The sequence below is a fragment of the Streptomyces sp. A01 genome, assembly GCF_059026195.1.
The window spans coordinates 63,418-83,475 of the sequence record NZ_JBWLKN010000002.1 but is presented as its reverse complement, the minus strand read 5'-3'; the positions used below and the strand labels follow the sequence as shown (position 1 = coordinate 83,475).

The window sequence follows — 20,058 nt, the reverse complement described above, 5'->3', positions numbered from 1 at the left end:
GGGTGTGGAGATCACCCGCCCGGCGCGAGGTCTGCCCAGTTCGGGCAGCGGTCATGCGCTAGCGCGTGGCCATCGCGTCACACTTCTGCGCCCGCAGCGCGCGGGCCAGGTCGTCGCGCCCCTCAAGCACCAGCCGGCGCAGCGCGGGCGCCGCGCCGGGGTGTTTTTCCAGCCACGCGTCGACCGCGTCCAGCGTCGGCTGGTCGCCTTGGCGGAGCGGGAACAGGCCCCTCACGATGGCCATGCCGATCTCAATGGAACGTTCCCGCCATACGCGCTCGATGACGTCCAGGTACCGGGGCGCGTACGGTGCGAGCAGGTGGCGCTGGTCCGGCTGGTCGAATCCGGCGATGGTGGCCTCCACCAGCGCGTTGGACAGCGCGTCGGACTCCACGACCGACTGCCACGCCTCTGCCTTGACCTGCGCGGAAGGCCGGGCGGCCAGGCAGCGGACCTGGTGCCGCTTGCCGGAGGCGGTGTCGTCCCTGGCCAGTTCGGCGGCGATGGCGGCAGCGTCGGCGGCGCCCCGCCCGGCGAGCGTGGCCAGGAACGTCCAGCGCAGCTCCTGGTCGACCGCGAGACCGTCGATCTTGGCGCTGCCCGCGAGCAGTCCCGTCAGCAGCTGGAGATCGGCCTCGGTGGTGGCGACACCGGCGAAGAACCGCGCCCAGGCCAGCTGGTGGCCGCTGCCGGGCTCGGCGAACCGCAGCTCACGCAGCGTGCTGTGCGCCAGCGCCCGAGCGTCCTGCTCGCGCCTGCCCGGCACGGCGTAGTGCGCCAGCGCGTAGGAAGCCCAGGACTGCACCATCTGGAGGACGCCGATGTCGCTCTCGGCGCCCGCGAACCGCTCGACGAGCGAGAGGAAGTCGCGGGTCGGCATCAGCCCGTCGCGGGTCAGGTTCCACAGCGCCGACCAGCACAGCGCGCGGGCGAGCGGGTCGGTCAGCTCGCCGAGGTGCTTGCGCAGGGTGGCCAGCGAGCCCTCGTCGAACCGGATCTTGCAGTACGTCAGGTCGTCGTCGTTGACCAGGATCAGCTCGGGCCGCTCGGCCCCGGCGAGCTCGGTCACGACGGTCCTGGGCCCGGAGATGTCGGCCTCGGCGCGCGCGTACCGCTCCAGCTTGCCGTCCGCGCCCGCGCGCCGGTAGAGGCCCACGGCGACGCGGTGCGGGCGCAGCGTCGGATGGCCCTCCGCGGCCTCCTGGAGGACGGCCAGCTCGGTGATCCGGTCGGCCGCGTCGTAGGTGGCCTGCGGGGTGAGGGCGTTGACCCCCGCGGTCTCCAGCCAGGCGGCCGACCAGGCGGTCATGTCCCGGCCCGAGGTCTCCTCCAGCACGGACAGCAGGTCGGCGAGGGTCGTGTTGCCGTAGGCGTGCCGCTTGAAGTAGCGGCGGGCGCCCTCAAGGAACGCGTCCTGCCCGGCGTACGCCACGAGCTGCTTGAGCACCGAGGCGCCCTTGGCGTAGGTGATGCCGTCGAAGTTGAGCTTGGCGTCTTCCAGGTCCCTGATGTCGGCGGTGACAGGGTGCGTGGAGGGCAGCTGGTCGGCGCGGTAGGCCCAGCTCTTGCGGCGGTTGGCGAAGGAGATCCAGCCGTCGGTGAACCGGGTCGAGCCGACCAGCGCGAAGGCGCCCATGAAGTCGGCGAAGGACTCCTTGAGCCACAGGTCGTTCCACCACTCCATGGTGACGAGGTCGCCGAACCACATGTGGGCCATCTCGTGCAGCAGGGTGGTGGCGCGGCCCTCGTAGGAGGCGTCGGTGACCTTGCCGCGGAAGACGTACTCCTCGCGGAAGGTGACGCATCCGGGGTTCTCCATCGCGCCGATGTTGTACTCGGGCACGAACGCCTGGTCGTACTTCCCGAACGGGTAGGGGTAGTCGAAGTGGTCGTGGAAGAAGTCCAGGCCCTGCTTGGTGACGGTGAAGATGTCATCGGCGTCGAAGTGCTTGGCGAGGCCCTTGCGGCACAGGGCGCCGAGCGGGATCTCCAGGACGCTGCCGTCGTCGAACGTGCGGCTGTAGTGGTCCCGTACGTAGTGGTACGGGCCGGCGACGACCGCCGTGATGTACGTCGAGATGGGCCGGGTCGGCGCGAAGCGGGTGAGTGTCCCGCCGCCGTCGGCGGCGGAGGGATCGCCGTCCCGTTCGCTGTTGCCGAGCACGAGCCAGCCCTCGGGAGCGGTCACCGAGAAGGTGAAAGGGGCCTTGAGGTCGGGCTGTTCGAAGGCGGCGAAGACGCGCCGGGCGTCCGCGGGCTCGTACTGCGTGTAGAGGTAGATCTCGCCGTCCTCCGGGTCGGCGAAGCGGTGCAGCCCCTCACCGGTCCTGCTGTACGCGCAGCGCGCCTCGACGGTCAGCACGTTCTCAGCGGCCAGGCCGGACAGGGCGACGCGCGTGCCGTCGAAGACCACCGCCGGGTCGAGGGCGCGCCCGTTGAGGGTCACCGCGGTCACGGACGGCGCGAGGAGGTCGGCGAACGAGGCGGCGCCTTCCTCGGCGCAGCGGAACCGGATGGTCGTCGTGGAGCCGAAGGTGCGCGGCCCGTCCGCCGGCTCGTCCGCCGCTACGGCGGACCGCAGGTCGAGCGCCACGTCGTAGCCGTCAACGGTGAGCAGCCTCGCCCGCTCGCGGGCCTCTTCACGGGTCAGGTTCTCACCGGGCACGACGCGGCTCCCTTGCCAGTGGTCGAATATCGAACACCGGGAATCATTTCATGCGCGGTGTAAGGGCGGGGCAAGACAAGCGCTCCGCTTACGGCGGGTGCGAGCCGGCCGGCCCCGCCCCGCGGGACGCGGCCGGAGCCGCCCGCGTGAGCCGCCCGCGTGAGCCGCCCGCGTGAGCCGCCCGCGTGAGCCGCCCGCCGCCGGGCCGCGCTCCGTTCCCCAGGGGCGGCCCGCACCATGGCGCGGCGAGGCCCCCGCGCGAGTCGACCGCGCGGGGGCCTCGCCCTTCCGCCTGCCCGCGTGAAGGGTGAGAAGACGATCACGAGGCAGGAGGCTGGGGGGTCGGGGCCGCCGCACCGGTTGGCGGAGGCCCCGTGGGGTCGGTGCCCCGGCGCCTTACGGCGCGAGCAGCAGCGTGTTGGCGCGCGCCTTGGCGGCCTCGTACCGCTTGGCGACGTCCTGCCAGTTGACGACCTGCCACATGGCCTCGATGAAGTCCACCTTCTGGTTCTTGTACTGGAGGTAGAAGGCGTGCTCCCAGGCGTCGAAGACCAGCACGGGCACCGAGCCCTGGCCGACGTTGCCCTGGTGGTCGTAGATCTGCTCGACGATGAGACGGCCACTGACCGGCTCGTACGCGAGGACGCCCCAGCCGGAACCCTGGGTGGTGGCCGCGGCCTTGGTCAGCTGCGCCTTGAACTTGGCGAAGGAGCCGAAGGACTCGGCGATGGCGTCGGCGAGACCGCCCACGCCGTCCTTGTCCAGCGGCTCGCCGCCGCCGTCACCGGTCATGTTGTGCCAGTAGATGCTGTGCAGGATGTGACCGGACAAGTGGAAGGCCAGGTTCTTCTCCAGGCCGTTGATCGCGCCCCACTGGTCCTTGTCCCGGGCCTCCGCGAGCTGCTCCACGGTGTCGTTGGCGCCCTTGACGTAGGCGGCGTGGTGCTTGTCGTGGTGCAGCTCGATGATCTCGGGGCTGATCACCGGAGCCAGCGCCGAGTAGTCGTACGGAAGTTCAGGAAGTGTGTAGATGGCCATGCCGAGCCCTCCGACTGCTTATTGCAATTAACTTGCAAGTGCACGCTACCAGCAAGACCATTTCGCGCCACGGAAGGACCCTGACCTGGTCCGAAAGACGGAGGCGGGGTGGTTCCCCGGTCTGAGGAACCACCCCGCCTCCGGGGTGCGCAGACGCCCTGTCAGCCAGGGCGCGCGGCATCGCATGGTGCGGGCGCGGGCCGTACGGGCCCGCGCCGCGGCTGGGTCAGCCCGCCGTCGCCTTCTTGGACGCGGCGTCCTCCGCCGTCCGCTGCCGGATGTATCCGGTGACCGCGAAGACCACGGCGAGGCCCATGGTGAAGAACAGCTGCGTGCGGGTGTCGTCCTCGCGGAGCATCAGCAGCAGCACGCCGACCGTCGCCGCCAGGGCCACCCACGTCAGATACGGGAAGAGCCACATGCGCACGATGAGCTTCTCGGGCGCCTCCCGCTCCAGCCGCCGCCTGCCGCGCAACTGCGCCACGGCGATGAAGCCCCACACCACGAGCACGGCGGCCCCGACCATGTTGAGCAGCCACTTGAAGATGGTCTCGGGCCACCAGTAGTTGAACAGCACGGCGACGAAGCCGAAGGCGGCCGACGCCAGCACCGCGCGGCGCGGCACCCGGCCGCTGACCGTACGCAGGAACTTCGGGCCCTGGCCGCGTGCGACGAGCGAGTACGCCATGCGCGAGGAGCCGTAGATGTTGGCGTTCATCGCCGAGAGCAGGGCGATCAGGACGATGACGTTCATCGTCTCTCCCGCCGCCGGGATGTCGAGGTGGTTGAGCACCGCGACGTACGGGCCGTCGCTGACGACGGAGACGTGGTCCCAGGGGATGAGGGTGACGATGATGAGCATCGAGCCGACGTAGAACAGGCCGATCCGCCACATCGCGGTACGGACCGCCTTGGCGACGCCCTTGCGCGGGCTTTCCGACTCGGCCGCGGCGATGGTCACCGTCTCCAGGCCGCCGTACGCGAAGACCGAGGCCAGCAGGCCGACGACGAGGCCGTCGACGCCGTTGGGCATGAATCCGCCGTCACCGGTGATGTTGTCGGAGCCGGGTGCGTCGGTCCCCGGCAGCGCGCCGGCTATGGCGAGGACGCCGAGGATGAGGAAGACCGCGATGGCGGCGACCTTCAGTGCGGCGAACCAGAACTCGAACTCGCCGAAGTTGCTGACCGCCGCCAGGTTGGTGGCGGTGAACAGCACCATGAAGAGGGCGACCCACATCCATGACTCAGTGCTGGGGAACCAGTCCGTCATGATCGCGGCCGCGCCGATGCCCTCGGCGGCGACCGCGACGCACAGCAGCATCCAGAACATCCAGCCCGCGGTGAAGCCCGCCCACGGGCCTATGGAGCGTTCGGCGTGCACGGAGAAGGAGCCCGAAGCCGGGTTGGCCGCGGACATCTCGCCGAGCATCCGCATGACCAGCATGACCAGAAGGCCGGACCCGGCGTACGCGAGGACGATGGAGGGGCCGGCGGCGGCGATGCCGGCGCCGGAGCCGACGAACAGCCCTGCCCCGATCACGCCGCCGAGCGCGATCATCGACAGATGGCGTTGCTTCAGACCATGGCCGAGATCCGCGCGGTCGGTCGCGTCGGCTCCGTCGCCGTCCGTGACCTTTTCGGTCGGCTCGCGCTCGGGCGCGGAGGACGAGGGTGTCCAGTTCATGGTGATTGAAGTCCAGTCCGTGAGAGCCATGGCGTGCGCATGAAGGCCCCAGTCTGGGGCGCTTGTCCGCTCAGGACAACAGTCGGAGCTTTCCTGTCCGATATCCAGACGCTCACGTCACGCTCCGTACCCGACCGATCGTCAGGTAGGTGACTTTTCACCCACCGCGCGACGGGTGAACAGCTCCCGCAGCCAGGCCACGATCAGCACGGCGGCGGTCGCCCCGGCCGACCACAGCAGCTGCGGCCTGGCCTCGTCGTCGGTCAGCATCAGCACCAGCACGGCCCCGATCGCGACCAGCGCCAGCCAGGTCAACCAGGGAAAACACCACATCCGCAGCGACAGCAGCTCCGGCGCCTCCCGCTCGATCCGGCGCCGCAGCCGCAGCTGTGAAGCGGCGATCAGCGCCCATACGAAGAGCAGTACGGCGCCCACCGCGTTCAGCAGATACTGGAAGATCGAATCCGGCCACCTCAGATTCAGCAGCACGGAGACGAAGCCGAACGTCACCGAGGCGAACACCGCCCTGCGCGGCACCCCGCCGCCTGTCACACGCAGCAACGAACGCGGCGCTTCGCCGCGTTCGGCGAGCGAGAAGACCATCCGCGACGAGCCGTACAGATTCGCGTTGAGCGCCGACAGCAGCGCCACGAACACCACGATGTTCATGATCTGACCGGCGGCGGGCACCCCGATGTGGTCGAGCACGGCCACGTACGGGCTCCTGCCGGGCGACATCGCCGTCCACGGCAGCACGGTCACGATCACCAGCATCGAGCCGATGTAGAAGAAGAGGATGCGCCACACCGCGCTGCGCACCGCGCGGCCGACCGCGCGTGCCGGGTCGTCCGACTCCGCGGCGGCGATGGTGACGACCTCAAGACCGCCGAAGGCGAAGACGACGGCGAGTACGCCCGAGACCACACCGCCCCAGCCCTCGGGGAGGAATCCGCCCTGCCCCGTGAGATTGGCGAGCCCCACCGCCTCGGTGTCGGGCAGCACTCCGAAGACGGCCAGCAGCCCGAGCGCGAGGAAGAGGACGATCGCGCCCACCTTCAGCGCGGCGAACCAGAACTCGAACTCGCCGAAGTTCCTCACCGCGACGAGGTTGGCGGCGGTGAACACCACCATGAACAGCAGCACCCACGCCCACTGCGGCACCTCCGGCACCCAGCCGTGCGCGATCCCCGCCGCGCCGGTCGCCTCCACGGCGAGCACGACCACCAGCAGGAACCAGTACAGCCAGCCCACCGAGAACCCGGCCCACCGGCCAAGAGCCCGTTCCGCGTGGACCGAGAACGCCCCCGAGGCGGGCATCGCCGCCGACATCTCGCCGAGCATCCGCATCACCAGCATCGCGAGACCACCGGCGATGACATAGGACAGGACGATGCCGGGCCCGGCCACGGCGATCCCGGCGCCCGAGCCGACGAAGAGCCCGGCTCCGATCACCCCGCCGAGGCCGAGCATCGTCATATGCCGCTGCTTGAGCCCACCGGCGAGCGGTTCTTCGGCACGGGCGCCGACTGCGGCGGGCGGGGGCGGGGTCGCCCCCGGGCGGAGGTTGGGGGAGTGCATGACGCTCGTACTCTCGCGATGGCCGGGACACACAAGTGCCGACCGTGTTGGTGAGACTCCACAGTCTCGCCGTCGGGCCCACGCCCTCGCAAAGCGAGCGGCTGCCGACCGGTCCTTCGTGATGAGCATCACGCGACCAGCCGAAACGGCGAAACCACAGGTCTACAGGGACACCCGGACCAGAGGGGGAAGTCACCAAGACCCATGCCCCGGGTTTGTCATCAGTTCACGGTGAGCGGCAGTTGGCAGCTGGGCTAACGTCAGCCTGTCCCGCCTGTCCACCACTTACCTGTCCATCACATCTTTCGGGGAGAAACGTTGAGCCTCGCTTCCGCCTCCACTGCCAGGACCGGTTCGGTCCTCGCCGACCTGTTGCAGGTCTCCACCTCGGGCCGCGCCCGCGCCCGTGACGCGGCGCTCGTCGTGGGCGGCGCCGCGCTCACCGGCGTCGCGGCACAGATCGCCGTCCCCGTCCCCGGCTCGCCGGTGCCGGTCACCGGGCAGACCTTCGCCGCCCTGCTGGTCGGAGCCTCGCTCGGCGCCGGGCGCGGCCTGCTCGCCCTGCTGGTGTACGCGGTCGTCGGCATGGCGGGCATGCCGTGGTTCGCCGAGGGTGGCTCCGGCGCCGCGGCGCCGTCCTTCGGCTACGTCATCGGCATGATGCTCGCCGCGACCGCCGTCGGCGCGCTGGCCCGCCGCGGTGGTGACCGCGGCATGCTGCGCACCGTGGGCACGATGGCGGTCGGCTCCGCGATCACCTACGCGGTGGGCGTGCCGTACCTGGCCCTGGCCGCCGACATCTCCCTGAACGAGGCCATCGCCGCGGGCCTCACCCCGTTCCTCCTCGGCGACGCGCTCAAGGCCGCCCTCGCGATGGGCTTGCTGCCCACCGCCTGGCGACTGCTGGACCGCCGGGCCTGACCCGCGCGGGTCAGGCGCCGCGCCGGAGGAAGCCGGGAAGCCGGAGGCGGACTGGAAGAAGTCCCGCCTCCGGCGGCGCTCTCCTCGGGCGCCGGACGGGCTTGGCGGCAAGCCCGTCCGGCGGGCGCTCCCCCCGGCCCGGGCGGGGAGAGCTGAGCGAGCCCCGGCCGCCGGATGACTACGCCTTGGCCCGCTGCCTGCGCCGGTCGAGCACCAGCCCCGCGGCCAGCACCAGCACGCCCACGACCACCGAGAGCACCATCTGCTCCCGGCCGTCCTTGTCGTAGAACATGTAGCCGATGATGAAGAGGATCAGCCCGATCGTCGCGTACGTCAGATACGGGTAGAGCCACATCTTCACCGAGTGCCGCTCGGGCATCTCCCGCTCGATGATCGGCCGCATCCGCAGCTGCGAGAAGCAGATGACCAGCCACACGAACAGGGCGACCGCGCCGGAGGAGTTCAGCAGGAACTCGAAGACGGTGTCGGGCGACGTGTAGTTGAAGATGACGGCGACGAACCCGAAGGCCACCGAGGACCAGATCGCGGCCGCGGGCACTCCGCGCTTGTCGACCTTGCCGAACGCCTTCGGCGCGTCACCGCGCTGGCCGAGCGAGAAGGCCATCCGGGAGGCCGTGTAGAGGCCGGAGTTGAGGCAGGACAGCACGGCGGTCACCACGATGACATCCATGATCGTCCCGGCGTGCGCGATGCCGATCTCGTTGAGCGCCGCGACATAGGGGCCGTCTTCGACCACGGCCTTGGAGTTCCACGGCAGCAGCGTCACCACGAGGGCGATCGAGCCCAGGTAGAAGATGCCGATACGCCAGATGACGCTGTTGGTCGCGCGGCTCACCATCTTCTCCGGCTCGGCGGACTCACCGGCGGCCAGCGTGACGATCTCGCTGCCCATGAAGGAGAAGATGACGAGCAGCATGCCCGAGAAGATCGTGCCCGGCCCGTTGGGCAGGAAGCCGCCGTCTCCGGTCAGATGAGAGGTCCCCGCCGCTTCGGTGTCCGGCAGCACGCCGAAGACCGCGAGCCCGGCGATCACGATGAAGGCGGCGATGGCGACCACCTTGATCCCGGCGAACCAGAACTCGAACTCACCGTACGAGCCGACCGAGGCCAGGTTCGTGGCGGTCAGTACCACCATGACGATCAGCGCCCAGGCCCACTGCGGGACGGACGGCACCCATTCGGTGAGGATGGCGGCGGCCGCCGTGGCCTCGACGGCGAGCACCACGACCCAGAAGAACCAGTACAGCCAGCCGATGCTGAAACCGGCCCAGCGGCCGAGCGCGCGGTCCGCGTAGGCGGAGAACGACCCCGAGGTCGGGTCGGCGGCGGCCATCTCGCCGAGCATCCGCATCACCAGCACGACCAGCAGGCCGGCTATGGCGTACGAGATGAGGATTCCTGGGCCCGCCTTGGCGATCCCGGCGCCCGAGCCGACGAACAGGCCCGCGCCGATCACTCCGCCGATCGCGATCATCGACAGGTGCCGGTTCTTCAGGCCGGCCTTGAGGCTGTCCTGGGGGGCGTCACCGGAGGTTCCGGGCGCCGTGGCCACCTTTACAGGTGGCGGCTGGGTGCTCATGCGCGATCCTTCACATTGAGGGCGTTGTGAGGCTCAGGCATTCAAACGCAGGGCGAACCTTGCGTGAAAGATGTGATTCCAAATCGTTGCATCCCGGAAGGCTGCCTTCCGCACCCATGGGCCGCTACCCCGCCCCGCTCATGCCACACTCTGCACATGCGCGTGTACCTCGGCTCCGACCATGCCGGCTATGAACTCAAGAACCACCTCGTCGAATGGCTCAAGGCCGCAGGCCACGAGCCCGTCGACTGCGGTCCGCACATCTACGACGCCCAGGACGACTACCCGCCGTTCTGCCTCCGCGCCGCCGAAGGCGCCGCGGCCGACTCCGAAAGCCTCGGCATCGTGATCGGCGGCTCCGGAAACGGCGAGCAGATCGCCGCCAACAAGGTCAAGGGCGTCCGTGCCGCACTGGCCTGGAGCGAGGAGACCGCCGCCCTCGGCCGGGAGCACAACAACGCCAACGTGCTCAGCATCGGTGGCCGGATGCACACCCAGGAAGAGGCGACGCGCTTCGTCGAGGTCTTCCTGGCCACGCCGTACTCGGGTGAGGAGCGTCACACCCGTCGCATCGACATGCTCTCCACGTACGAGCTGACCGGCGAGCTCCCGCCCATCCCGGCCCACCACCCGCAGCCGTAGCACCCGGCGGCCCCCTGCCGGCCGCCACCCGACGAAGGCGGCGGCTCCAGGCCGCGCGGCGGCCGTCCGCCGCGCGCCCTGGGCCCGCGCCCACTCCGGAGGAGCAACCGTGCCCGAGGGGCATACGATCCACCGCCTCGCGGCGGACTACCGGGACCGGTTCGCTGACCGCGCGGTACGGGCGAGCAGCCCGCAGGGCAAGTTCGCCGACGGCGCGGCGCTGATCGACGGCCAGCCGATGGACGACGCCGACGCCCACGGCAAGCACTTGTTCCTCGGCTTCGCCGCCTCCGGCTGGGTCCACATCCACCTCGGCCTCTTCGGAAAGCTGACGTTCGGCCCGGCCCCGGCGCCGCCGCCGACCGAGACCGTACGGCTGCGGCTCGCGAACGCCGACGCGTACGCGGATCTGCGCGGGCCCACCACCTGCGCGCTGATCACCGATGTCGAGAAGCAGGCGATACACGACCGGCTCGGCCCCGACCCGCTGCGCCCGCCGCACGGACCCACGGGCGACGGCGAGCGTGCCTGGCTGCGCGTGTCGCGCAGCCGGACCACCGTCGCCGCGCTGCTCATGGACCAGAAGGTGATCGCGGGGGTCGGCAACGTCTACCGCGCGGAGGTCCTTTTCCGGCACGGAATCGATCCGTACCGGCTCGGTCGTGACCTTTCCAGGGCGGAATGGGACGCCATCTGGGCGGACTTGGTCATTTTGATGCGCGAGGGTGTACGAAACAACCGCATCGATACAGTGAGGCCCGAGCACCTCCCCGAGGCCATGGGCCGCCCGCCGCGCGTGGACGACCACGGGGGAGAGGTCTACGTGTACCGCAGGGCACTCCAGCCCTGCCATGTCTGTGGCGGCGAGATCCGCACCGCCGAACTCGCCGCCCGCAACCTGTTCTGGTGCCCGGCCTGCCAGCGTCGCTAGCGTCTGCGCGCTCGCGGCCGACGGCGCCGGGACCAGAACGGGCCAAGGCGGAAGGGGCCAAGGCGGGGCGGGCGTTGACGCTCCCCCGCCTCCCCCGGACTCCTCAGAAGCGGTGCGGCAGCCAGGGCGCCCGCTCGCTGCCGAACGCCACCGACGCCTCCGCCAGCGCGCCCTGCCGCAGCTCCCGCACCCGGCCCGCGCCCGCGAGGGAGGTGAGCGAGACGCCACCGAGGTAGGCGGAGCCCAACTCCCGGACGCCGAGCGCGAGATCGGCCGCGTCCTCCGTACGCGAGCAGGACGCGCCCTTCTGGTCCCCGACGAGCCGCCAACGGCCCTGGTTCCACGGGCAGAACGCGTCCTCGACCTCGAAGACGACCTCCACCGGCGCCGCGTACGTCCTCGCCTCAAGCGCCGCGCCGACCTCGACCAGCCGTACGTGCATCGCGTCGATGAGCCGCAGCTCGCAGCGGCGGATGTCGGAGACCAGTTGCAGCACCGGGTCGTCGACGGGACGGTTCCTGAGGGTGATCACTGACATCAGGTCCATCTCGAACAGGCAGCGCCAGAGTGCCGCGTACGCCTCAGGACGCACCGCCGCGATGTCCCGTACCCGCACGATGCCCCTGGCGCCGGACAGGTCCCAGTCGGGCTTGACGCTGTAGCGGGCGTAGCCGACGACCTCGCCGTCCACCTCGGCGAGCAGGCACACCAGCGGCGAGTGCCCCTCACGTTCAGCGGGCGGGTCATGCGGCCCCAGCCGCTCCCAGCCGGGCAGCCGCACCAGCCCGCCGGGCCGCAGCGCGACCTGCTGGGCGTACACCGCCTCGCACGCCTCCAGGGAGGCGTCCGGGGATGCCATGCGCAGCCGGACGCCGTCGGTGCCCTCGGGAACGGTCAAGCTCACCTGGGCCAGATCGATGGTCCCGTACAGGCTCTGGGTCGCGGCGCCGTACCCGAAACGTCCGTAAATAGCCGGTTCCGAGGCGGTCAGTACGGCGACGGGCTCACCCGCGGCCCGTATGTCGTCGAGCTGCCGCCGCATCATCGACCGCAGCATGCCCTGCCGCCGGTGCGTGGGCCGCACGCCCACCATGGTCACGCCCGCGGCGGGAACCACGGCGCCGCCCGGCACGGCGAGCCGGAAACTGAACGCCCCCGCCGTGGCCACACAGTCAGCGCCGTCCCACACGCCCATCGATCGCTCGACCTCGGTCAGATCGCGCCACAGCTCCCGTTCCTCCGGGGCCTCCGCGACCCCGCCGAAGGCCAACTCCAGGGTGTCGAACCAGCCGTCCCATTCGTCGGGACGTAACACACGCAACTTGGTTGTCATAACCCATGCCTACCCTCGCTTACCCGCACAGGCGAACGTATTTCGCTTAAGATTGCCCATCTCGGCCGGTGACCCGAAGCGCGCGCGAATCGACGCGCCGCTGGAGGCGCCCCCCATGCGAAGCGTCGGAGACGATGAAATGTGCGGAGCATGGCGGTGGGTGGATAGGGTCCCGATGCGATGACTGGCGGCGTGGAATCCCCGAAGGCCCGGATGCGCAAAGCGCTGCACCGGGCCCGGACCAGCGTGCGCAAGGCCGGGGTCGACTACTTCCGTGGCGGCGGCTCGGACTGGCTCGCGCTCGTCACCCTGCTCATCGCCGTACCCGCGATCGCCGCGGGCACCATCGCCCAGCCCGACCTGTGTGACCCGGCCGCCCTCGTGCTGCCCATCATCGCCGGAGGGCTGCTGCTGCGCCCGGCGAGCCTGCTCGCGCTGTACGCGGCGTCCGCGGTCGCCCTGATCGTGGAGGCGGAAGCGCTCGGCCCGTACACCGGCGGCGAGGACCGGGTCAGCCCGGGCACCATCCTCGTGGTCGCCGCCGTCGGCTTCTTCGGGCTGCTCATCGCGCAGTTCCGCAGCCGGGTCGGCGTGCCGTGGCGCGGTGGCGGGACCATGCTCTTCGACCTGCGCGAGCGCATCCGGGTGCAGAGCAAACTGCCGAAGCTGCCCCGGGGCTGGCACCGGGAGATGGCGCTGCGCCCCGCGGGCGGGCAGTCCTTCTCCGGCGACTTCGTCGTCGCCGCCCGCACCAACGGCGGCCGCTCGCTGGAGGTCGTCCTCACCGACGTCTCGGGCAAGGGCATGGACGCGGCCTCCCGGGCACTGCTGCTGTCGGGCGCGTTCGGCGGCCTGCTCGGCTCGCTGCCGCCGCACGGCTTCCTGCCCGCGGCCAACGGCTATCTGCTCCGCCAGGACTGGGACGAAGGCTTCGCGACCTCCATCCATCTCGTACTCGACCTCGACAGCGGGGAGTACGAGCTGCTGTCGGCCGGGCATCCGCCCGCGCTCCAACTGCACGCGGGCACCGGGCGCTGGGAGGAGATCACCGCCGGAGGGCCGCTCCTCGGGGTCTACGACGGGGCGCAGTTCGACGCGGTCAAGGGGAGCCTGCACCCCGGCGACGTGCTGATGCTGTTCACCGACGGGCTGGTCGAGACCGCGGAACAGGACATCTCCGAGGGCATCGACCGGCTGAGCGGCGAAGCCGACCGCTATGTGACGAGCGGCTTCCAGGGCGCGGCCTGGCACCTGATCGAGAGCGTGGCCAAGGACGTCAACGACGACCGCGCGCTGCTGCTGATCTGCCGGCACTGAGCCGTTGTCCGGCGGACCGTGCTGGGGGAGCCTCTGTCCGTGTCCGTGTGTTGTGGAGTGCGGGTGCGTCGTGGCTGGTCGCGCGGTTCCCCGCGCCCCTGTCGGGGCGCGCCGTGTCCAGGCCATGTCTCAGCCCGGCCGGCCGGACGCCACCGGCCGGTCGCACAGGTCGTCCAGGGCGAACGTCCCGTCCTCCCGTTGCAGCAGCCGCTCCGCCTCCAGCCGCCGCAGCAGCCCGTCGAGTCTTCGGCCGTCCTCCGGCGCGGCCAGGAACTCCAGTACGGCGCGGCTGAACGCCCCGCGCAGCGTCGGCGGCATGGCGTCCGACGCGTCGAAGCAGATCCGGTCGGCCCCGGTCAGCAGCCGCTGCACGGCGGCGGTGCCAGGAGTCGGCCGCGTCGGCCCCCGGACGGGCCCGCCGGGGAAGTACGGCCGCTCCCCGGGCTTCGCCGCCCGCACCCAGTCGGCGCGCGCCGGGCCCGAGGTCAGCTCGGAGAGCAGCTGCCAGGCGTCGTCGCTCGTCTTGAAGACGGCCGCCATGTCCCCGGAGACCGCGAAGACATTGCGGTCAGGCGGCAGGCCGGGGACGAACCGGGCGGTCGGGGCGGGCATGACGTCGTCGCCGTAGTGGCGGCGGATGAACGACCCCTGGTGCTCATGCGTGCAGGCGTCGGTCTTCCGGTTGAGCAGCCCGTACCGTTTCCGTCCGAGGTCCTCGAACGGCGTGGCGAGCGCCTTCCTCGCCGTCTCCGTGGTCAGCAGCTCGCCCCAGTCCGTCCAGGCGCGCCGCACCCGGCGGTCCGTCCACGCCAGGTCGCCGGTCGCCCAGTCCTCGTACACCGCAGGGCCCTGGCGCCGCAGCAGCAGGTCCTCGATCCAGTCCGTGCCGGGCCAACCGGAGGTGGCTCCGGAACTCATGCCCAGACACCAGTCGGGGGCCTTCCCGGACGAGGACGCGCGGCTCCACACGAGGCCCTTCAGATCCACCCGCACCGGCGCCCAGTACGCGTGGTCCCGGGCGACGCCGTCCCCGCCGACGACGGTGATCCGGGGCGCCCACGGCTGGACCGCGGCGGCCGCCACCTTCTCGGGCAGCGGCTGGGCGGCGCCCTCGCGCGCGTACTCGGCGAGTTCGCCCGGGCTGTTGAGGATGGCCACGTCGGGCGGGGCGCCCGCCTGGAGCTGCGCGACCAGGGTCTCCCGCAGCGACCGGGTGCCCTTGTAGACGTAACGGCGCTCGGTGCGCTCACCGATGCGCTCCAGCACCTTCTCGAAGGGCTTCTCCTCGCCGTCCGTCCACGGGCCGAGGACCACCAGGGTCCGCCGGTCGTCATCGAGGGAGCAGCTGCCCGTCCCCGCGCCGAGGACGGCGAGCAGGCAGCCCGCCAGCAGGGCCCGTATCCCTCTCACCGCCCGGCCGCTCACGCGCGCACCACCACCCTTGTCCTCCGGTGTCCTCACAGCTCGGCGTCCTTGAACAACGCGGGGTACCTGCGCCGCCGCAGATACTCACGCCCGTAGACGAGCAGCGTGACCCCGCACGCCGCCGCGCCCACCGTGCCCACCGAGAGGGCGACGCCCGCCGTGACCGCCCAGCCCGTCGGGTGCGCCTGCCGCATCCGCGTGGCGAGGTCGGCCTCGTGGGCCTCGATCGCGGCGGGGGCCGACCGGCTCGTGCCCAGGTGCGCCAGCTCGCGGAGGGTCCCGTACGCGTGGCGCTGTGCGTCGTGCTCGGTCGCACCCCCGATCGCCAGCGGGACGAGGGCGAGCAGCACCGGCAGCGCGGCGACCGCCAGCGGCACGCTCATCAGCATCAGCCGGAAGCGGAGGTAGACGAGGGTGCCGACGGCCGCCACCGCGAACAGCGCGGCCGCCACCGCGGCTCCCACCGCGGCCGCCACGGTCAGCGGACCCCACCCGGCACGCTCCCCGGCGCCCGCGCGCAGCTGACGTTCCAGCTCCTCGATCCGGTCCAGAATGGCGGTCGGCTCATCGGCCTCGTCCCGCAACTGGCTCTCCGCGTACGTGAGTCCCGCCTCCCGCAGGGCGGCCGATGCCTCGTGCCGGTCTCCCCACGCGATCCAGTCGCCGTACGCGACGACCAGACCGGACACCACCCGCAGCTCCTGGTCCTGCTCCTTGTCGAGAGCTTCCGTCCGCGCCGCCCGGTTGAGGCTCTGCGACGCTTCGGTGAACAGCGAGCGGTACCTTTCGCCGAGCCCGACCTGGGCGTTCCCACCGAGCCGCCGAACGGCCTCCTGCTGCGCCAGTTCCAGCGCGGTGCGTGCCTGGGCCAGGTCCACCAGCGCGGGGGAGTGCCGGTCCCGCAGACTCTCCGTCCGGCCGTGGACGTCGAAGTAGGCCGTACCGGCGAGGCCGAGGACGGCCAGGGCGAGGGCGGGCAGGAGCAGCATGCGGCTGCGCAGGAACGCGGAGGTCGGCGTCCGGCGGCCCTGCGGGGACCCGGCACGTCCGGTGGCCCATCGCCACAGCCAGGGCAGCAGCCGAGCGCACCGCGACAACCCCCGGCGGGCGGCGATGACGAGACCCCGCGCATACCCCCTCATCTCCCCACCCCTCACACCTCTTCATCCCTCATCGGCCGACCCCCGTCGGCGGAGCCCCGCGACCGCGACGGCGGCTGCGGCTGCGATTGCGGCTGTGCCTGGGACTGCGGCTGGGACAGCAGCCGCCCCAGTGGCCATGGCCGCCGCCGGTCGCCGCGCCGGTGGCGCAGACCGAGGGGCCGGGTGCGGTAGGCGTTGTCGAGGAGCGCCTCCGCCAGCGCGGCGTCCTCCGCGCGGGCGGTGCGCGGGACCTGCTTGGCCAGCTGCCGGTAGCTGTCGGAGAGCTGTTCGCGCAGCTCCCTTTCGGTGCGCGGGGCCCGCACGCCGGGCGGCAGCGCCTGGTGCAGCTCGGCCAGCGGGTCCCGCCCGTCGCCGCGCCGCCGCGCCGTACGGACCAGTTCGAGCAGCAGCTCGCGCAGATCCGCGGTGAGCCGTTCGCGGGCGTGCCGGTCGGTGAGGCCCTCGTGGCGGAACAGCCGGTGCAGCCCCATGAAGGCACGGACGGCGGCGGCCACGGTCGGTGGCGCGCCGTCGGCGGGCAGGCTGGCGTGGATGCGGACCATCGCCGTCCGCGCGGCGGTGCGGTGCCGGGAATCCGCGGGGACGCCTTCGAGCGTGGTCAGCGCCTGGTCCGGGCGGCCCTGGGCCAGCTGGATGCGGGCGAGCCCGAAGGCCGCGCTGCCCAGGGCGTGGTTGCGGCGCCACACCGCCCCGTAGAACTCCATGGCCCGGTTCGCGTCGCCGCACTTCTCGTGGCAGTAGCCGAGAGCGAGCTTCGGCGCGTACTCGCCGGGGATGGCCGCGTAGACCTTGGTGAAGGTCTCCAGGGCGTCTTCCGGGCGGTCGTGGGCGAGCTCGATCAGCCCTTGGTGCCAGCGCAGGCGCCAGTCGAAGTCGGCGAGGCCCGGCAGCAGCCGGTGCGCCTTGTCGAGTTCCAGACCGGCGGCGACCAGCTGGTCACCGCGCGAGTGCGCCGGGTCGCGGGCGAGGTCGAGATGGAGCCGGCAGCGCAGCAGGTGGAGTTCCGGCGAGGCCAGCCACTCGTCGCTGAGCTGGAGCAGACCGGCCGGGTCGTCGTACGAGGTGCGCTGGAGCTCCTTCCAGTTGGGGTCCTTGGGGTCCGGCTTGGGCACCGGCAGCCCCACGGCGACCTCGGCGGGTCTTGGCACCCGCACGGTGAGGGGACGCTTGCGGTTGCCGCCGCGCCGCCAGTGGTGCGGCGGCGGGGCCGTGCCGAGCTGGCCGTCGAGAGCGGCGGCCGCGGGCGAGAAGAGCGGCGACGGCTCGAAGGTCTCCTCGTCGAGCCGCAGGGAACGCAGCTCGCGCAGCACGCCGCGCAGTTGCAGGGCCATCTCCTGCGCGGTGGCATACCGTTCCTTCGGGTCATGCGCGGTCGCCCGGGCCAGCGCCCATTGCAGCGACTCCGTACCGAGGTCGGAGGGCGGCGGCGGACCGCCTCGCAGCAGCTCCTTCAGTACGGCGCCGACGCTGTAGAGGTCGCCCGCGATGGTCATCGCGCCGGACTCGCCGACCTCCGGCGGCCGGTAGGTGACAGGGCCGGGTGAGCCGATCTTCCGCACACCGGCGAGGTCGATGAGCTTGATGCCGTTGCCGCAGTGCAGCACGTTGGTCAGCGAGAGGTCCCCGTAGACGAACTCCTCCTGGTCGTGCAGGTAACTGAGCGCGTCGAGCACGCGCAGCCCGTACGAGACGACGAACTCGTGAACCCGGAAGCCGGAGAACGGCGGGTCGCTGTGCGCGATCCGGTCGGCGATCCACCACAGCGGAGCCCCGTCGGCGAACTCCATCACGATGAACTCGGCGGTACCGCGCGGATGCTGGGCGTAATTGATCACGCGGATGACCGACGGATGGTTGAGGCTGACCAGCCGCAGCCGCTCCTGCTGCGCCTGCCGTACAGCCGCCGGATCATCCGGATCGAGCACGCCCTTGAGTGCCACGGGCCGGTTCACCAGGGGCAGGTCGCGGGCCAGATACACCTGGCCGTAGCTGCCCTGACCGAGCGGGCCGACGACCCTGTACTGCTGTTGCAGCAGGTCTCCACGGGCCAGCGCGTGATCGCCCCGCCCGCCGTCGCCGGTGTCGGGCGCCGGGTCCGGGCCGACGAGCGCGTCAGGATCGCGTACGGCGACGACGGGCAGATCCGTGAGCCCGCCGCCGGGTGGCTCCACGACGAACTCGCGGGGGTCGCGGGGCCGGTCAAGCAGCCGCTCGGCGGTCTCGGCCCGCAGCAGCGCCTCCTCGGCGGCGATGTCGAGCCGGAACAGCCGGTAGGGCCGGGCAGGCACGTCGTCGTACGGCCCGGGGCGGCGCAACCGGTCCAGTTCCCGGCGCAGTCCGGGAGCGCGGGGCGGCGGCGCGTGCGGCACGGGACGAGCGGCGGGCGCACTCGCCCGCAGCTGCCGCAACCGGTGCTCGGCGTCGGCGAGGCGGGCGAGGCGCGCCGCGACATGGTCGGCACGCAGCTCGGTCCACCGCGACTCCAGCAGCTCCTTGCGTACCAGCGTGAGCAGGGCGGCCTCCGGGTCGCGGAAGACCAGAAGCAGTCGGCTCCGGCGTCGGCACAGCGCGCGCAGCAGCTCAAGTACGTCCTCGTCAGGGGAGGCCGAGCGGTCCACGGACAGGAAGGCGGCGGTGAGCGGCGGCGCCTCGGCGGCGATCCGCCGGACCACGGCGTCCTGGTCGCCGCCGGAGTCGAGTCCGGCACGGTCGGCGACGCGGGCGGCGAGCCGTGCCACGGTGTCGTTGGTGGCGTCCACGGCGAGGTCGATGCTGCCCGCCCGCGGCTCGTCCAGGTCGCCGCCGGAGGTGGGCCGCGGGTTCTGCTCGCGGTCGGCGAGGGTGAGGGTGGACTGGAGGGTGTGCGTGATCTCCCGCTCGCCCTCCCGGGCGAAGGCGATCTCCACCGGGTCGGTCTCCTCGGCCCGCTCCAGCCAGCGGGTCAGCCAGCGGCGGAGCCCGGGGGCGCGGGCGCTGTCGGTCTGCCGGGGGGCTACGGCGATGTCCCGGGAGACGGCGCGGGTGCCGGTCACCGTGAGGCCCAGCCGCTCCAGCGGCAGGTGCTTGAGGACCGTCTCGGTCGGGATCATGTAGGCGTGCGCGAGCGGCACGGGCGCCTGCGGCCTGCCGAACTGGTGCACCACGATGCCGATGAGCCGCCGCGAACGGTCGTGGACCACGCCGCCGCCGCTGTAACCGTGCCGGATCACATACGGCGCGCCGAGCGTGTCCAGCTGTACCCACTCGGGATTGAGTCCGGGTCCGCCGCGCCCCATGAGCCGGGCGTCGACGGTCTCGCCGCCCCACAGGTCGTCGGGGTAGCCGGTGGTGTGGACGCGTTCGCCGCGCGCGGGGATCTGCCGGTGCAGCACGGCCGGTGTCGCGGGTGGCTCGTGGTCGAGCTTGAGCAGGGCGAGGTCGCCGCTGAACAACGGGGTGGGCAGGACCAGATGCTCCCGCATCACCCGGGCCCGCAAGGGCTCGGCGGCGGCGCCCGGGGCGGCGGGGAAGTCCACGTACACCGAGTCGAAGGGGGTACGGCTCTGGGGGCCGCCTCCCGCGGTGGCGCGGGCAAGCACGACATGGGCGCAGGTGAGCACGAGACCGCCGGGCAGCAGCACCCCGGCACCCAGCGGTGGATGCCGCTCGCGCTCCCCCGTACGGAACAGGCGCACCCGCCAACTTTCCTCCGATCTCCAGGAGTTGGAAGCGCGGCTCAGCTCCTTCATACTGCTCAACGATAGCCACGCGGGGTGACAAAA

General features: G+C 71.7%; 13 protein-coding genes. 4 read left to right on the top strand and 9 right to left on the bottom strand.

Going from position 1 to position 20,058, the window contains the following annotated elements; all coding sequences use genetic code 11:
- Positions 1 to 58: 58 nt before the first annotated feature.
- From pepN to AC5P1B_RS02830, 4 genes are all read right to left on the bottom strand, one after another.
- Positions 59 to 2,665, bottom strand: coding sequence for an aminopeptidase N (pepN, locus tag AC5P1B_RS02845; protein ID WP_493884556.1), 2,607 nt, complete (start codon positions 2,663 to 2,665; stop codon positions 59 to 61).
- A gap of 396 nt (positions 2,666 to 3,061) precedes the next feature.
- Positions 3,062 to 3,703, bottom strand: coding sequence for a superoxide dismutase (locus AC5P1B_RS02840; RefSeq protein WP_493884555.1), 642 nt, complete (start codon positions 3,701 to 3,703; stop codon positions 3,062 to 3,064).
- Between the two features lie 226 nt (positions 3,704 to 3,929).
- Positions 3,930 to 5,387, bottom strand: a complete 1,458-nt coding sequence (locus tag AC5P1B_RS02835; RefSeq protein WP_493884554.1) for an amino acid permease — start codon at positions 5,385 to 5,387, stop codon at positions 3,930 to 3,932.
- Positions 5,388 to 5,528: 141 nt separating this feature from the next.
- Entirely contained in the window at positions 5,529 to 6,965 is a 1,437-nt protein-coding gene (locus tag AC5P1B_RS02830) for an amino acid permease (protein ID WP_493884553.1), read from the bottom strand.
- A gap of 318 nt (positions 6,966 to 7,283) precedes the next feature.
- Between AC5P1B_RS02830 and AC5P1B_RS02825 the strand changes: the two genes are divergently transcribed.
- Complete coding sequence (locus AC5P1B_RS02825; RefSeq protein WP_493884552.1) at positions 7,284 to 7,886, top strand: biotin transporter BioY; 603 nt, start codon at positions 7,284 to 7,286, stop codon at positions 7,884 to 7,886.
- A gap of 178 nt (positions 7,887 to 8,064) precedes the next feature.
- Here the strand turns inward: AC5P1B_RS02825 and AC5P1B_RS02820 are convergent, their stop codons facing one another.
- Complete coding sequence (locus AC5P1B_RS02820) at positions 8,065 to 9,486, bottom strand: amino acid permease (protein WP_493884551.1); 1,422 nt, start codon at positions 9,484 to 9,486, stop codon at positions 8,065 to 8,067.
- Between the two features lie 156 nt (positions 9,487 to 9,642).
- Between AC5P1B_RS02820 and AC5P1B_RS02815 the strand changes: the two genes are divergently transcribed.
- The gene (locus tag AC5P1B_RS02815) at positions 9,643 to 10,128 is read left to right on the top strand and encodes a ribose-5-phosphate isomerase (RefSeq protein WP_493884550.1); all 486 of its coding nucleotides are present in this window, start codon (positions 9,643 to 9,645) and stop codon (positions 10,126 to 10,128) included.
- Positions 10,129 to 10,237: 109 nt separating this feature from the next.
- Positions 10,238 to 11,059: an Fpg/Nei family DNA glycosylase gene (locus AC5P1B_RS02810; protein ID WP_493884549.1), complete on the top strand. Its 822-nt coding sequence runs from the start codon at positions 10,238 to 10,240 to the stop codon at positions 11,057 to 11,059.
- 103 nt (positions 11,060 to 11,162) lie between these two features.
- On the opposite strand, the gene AC5P1B_RS02805 is transcribed toward AC5P1B_RS02810, so the two are convergent.
- Entirely contained in the window at positions 11,163 to 12,392 is a 1,230-nt protein-coding gene (locus AC5P1B_RS02805; protein ID WP_493884548.1) for a GNAT family N-acetyltransferase, read from the bottom strand.
- Between the two features lie 180 nt (positions 12,393 to 12,572).
- Here AC5P1B_RS02805 and AC5P1B_RS02800 point away from each other — a divergent pair, with 180 nt between their 5' ends.
- On the top strand, positions 12,573 to 13,709 hold the full coding sequence (locus AC5P1B_RS02800; RefSeq protein WP_493884547.1) for a PP2C family protein-serine/threonine phosphatase: 1,137 nt from the start codon (positions 12,573 to 12,575) through the stop codon (positions 13,707 to 13,709).
- Positions 13,710 to 13,838: 129 nt separating this feature from the next.
- Here AC5P1B_RS02800 and AC5P1B_RS02795 read toward each other — a convergent pair whose 3' ends face one another.
- The 3 genes from AC5P1B_RS02795 to AC5P1B_RS02785 are packed head-to-tail and all read right to left on the bottom strand — an operon-like array spanning position 13,839 to position 20,025.
- Positions 13,839 to 15,170, bottom strand: a complete 1,332-nt coding sequence (locus tag AC5P1B_RS02795; RefSeq protein WP_493884546.1) for an extracellular solute-binding protein — start codon at positions 15,168 to 15,170, stop codon at positions 13,839 to 13,841.
- Positions 15,167 to 16,276 (bottom strand): GlnX family signal transduction membrane protein, encoded by a 1,110-nt coding sequence (locus AC5P1B_RS02790; RefSeq protein ID WP_493884545.1) that lies wholly within the window; start codon positions 16,274 to 16,276, stop codon positions 15,167 to 15,169. The genes AC5P1B_RS02795 and AC5P1B_RS02790 overlap by 4 nt, the downstream gene beginning before the upstream one ends.
- Positions 16,277 to 16,287: 11 nt before the next feature.
- Positions 16,288 to 20,025: a tetratricopeptide repeat protein gene (locus AC5P1B_RS02785; protein ID WP_493884544.1), complete on the bottom strand. Its 3,738-nt coding sequence runs from the start codon at positions 20,023 to 20,025 to the stop codon at positions 16,288 to 16,290.
- Positions 20,026 to 20,058: the final 33 nt, after the last annotated feature.

What these genes read in the sequence shown, in the direction of transcription:
- AC5P1B_RS02820 (WP_493884551.1), bottom strand. Translation starts at nt 9,486, where the DNA reads ATGAGCACCCAGCCGCCACCTGTAAAGGTGGCCACGGCGCCCGGAACC.
- AC5P1B_RS02815 (WP_493884550.1), top strand. Translation starts at nt 9,643, where the DNA reads ATGCGCGTGTACCTCGGCTCCGACCATGCCGGCTATGAACTCAAGAAC.
- AC5P1B_RS02805 (WP_493884548.1), bottom strand. Translation starts at nt 12,392, where the DNA reads ATGACAACCAAGTTGCGTGTGTTACGTCCCGACGAATGGGACGGCTGG.
- AC5P1B_RS02840 (WP_493884555.1), bottom strand. Translation starts at nt 3,703, where the DNA reads ATGGCCATCTACACACTTCCTGAACTTCCGTACGACTACTCGGCGCTG.
- AC5P1B_RS02800 (WP_493884547.1), top strand. Translation starts at nt 12,573, where the DNA reads ATGACTGGCGGCGTGGAATCCCCGAAGGCCCGGATGCGCAAAGCGCTG.
- AC5P1B_RS02785 (WP_493884544.1), bottom strand. Translation starts at nt 20,025, where the DNA reads ATGAAGGAGCTGAGCCGCGCTTCCAACTCCTGGAGATCGGAGGAAAGT.
- AC5P1B_RS02830 (WP_493884553.1), bottom strand. Translation starts at nt 6,965, where the DNA reads ATGCACTCCCCCAACCTCCGCCCGGGGGCGACCCCGCCCCCGCCCGCC.
- AC5P1B_RS02790 (WP_493884545.1), bottom strand. Translation starts at nt 16,276, where the DNA reads ATGAGGGGGTATGCGCGGGGTCTCGTCATCGCCGCCCGCCGGGGGTTG.
- AC5P1B_RS02835 (WP_493884554.1), bottom strand. Translation starts at nt 5,387, where the DNA reads ATGAACTGGACACCCTCGTCCTCCGCGCCCGAGCGCGAGCCGACCGAA.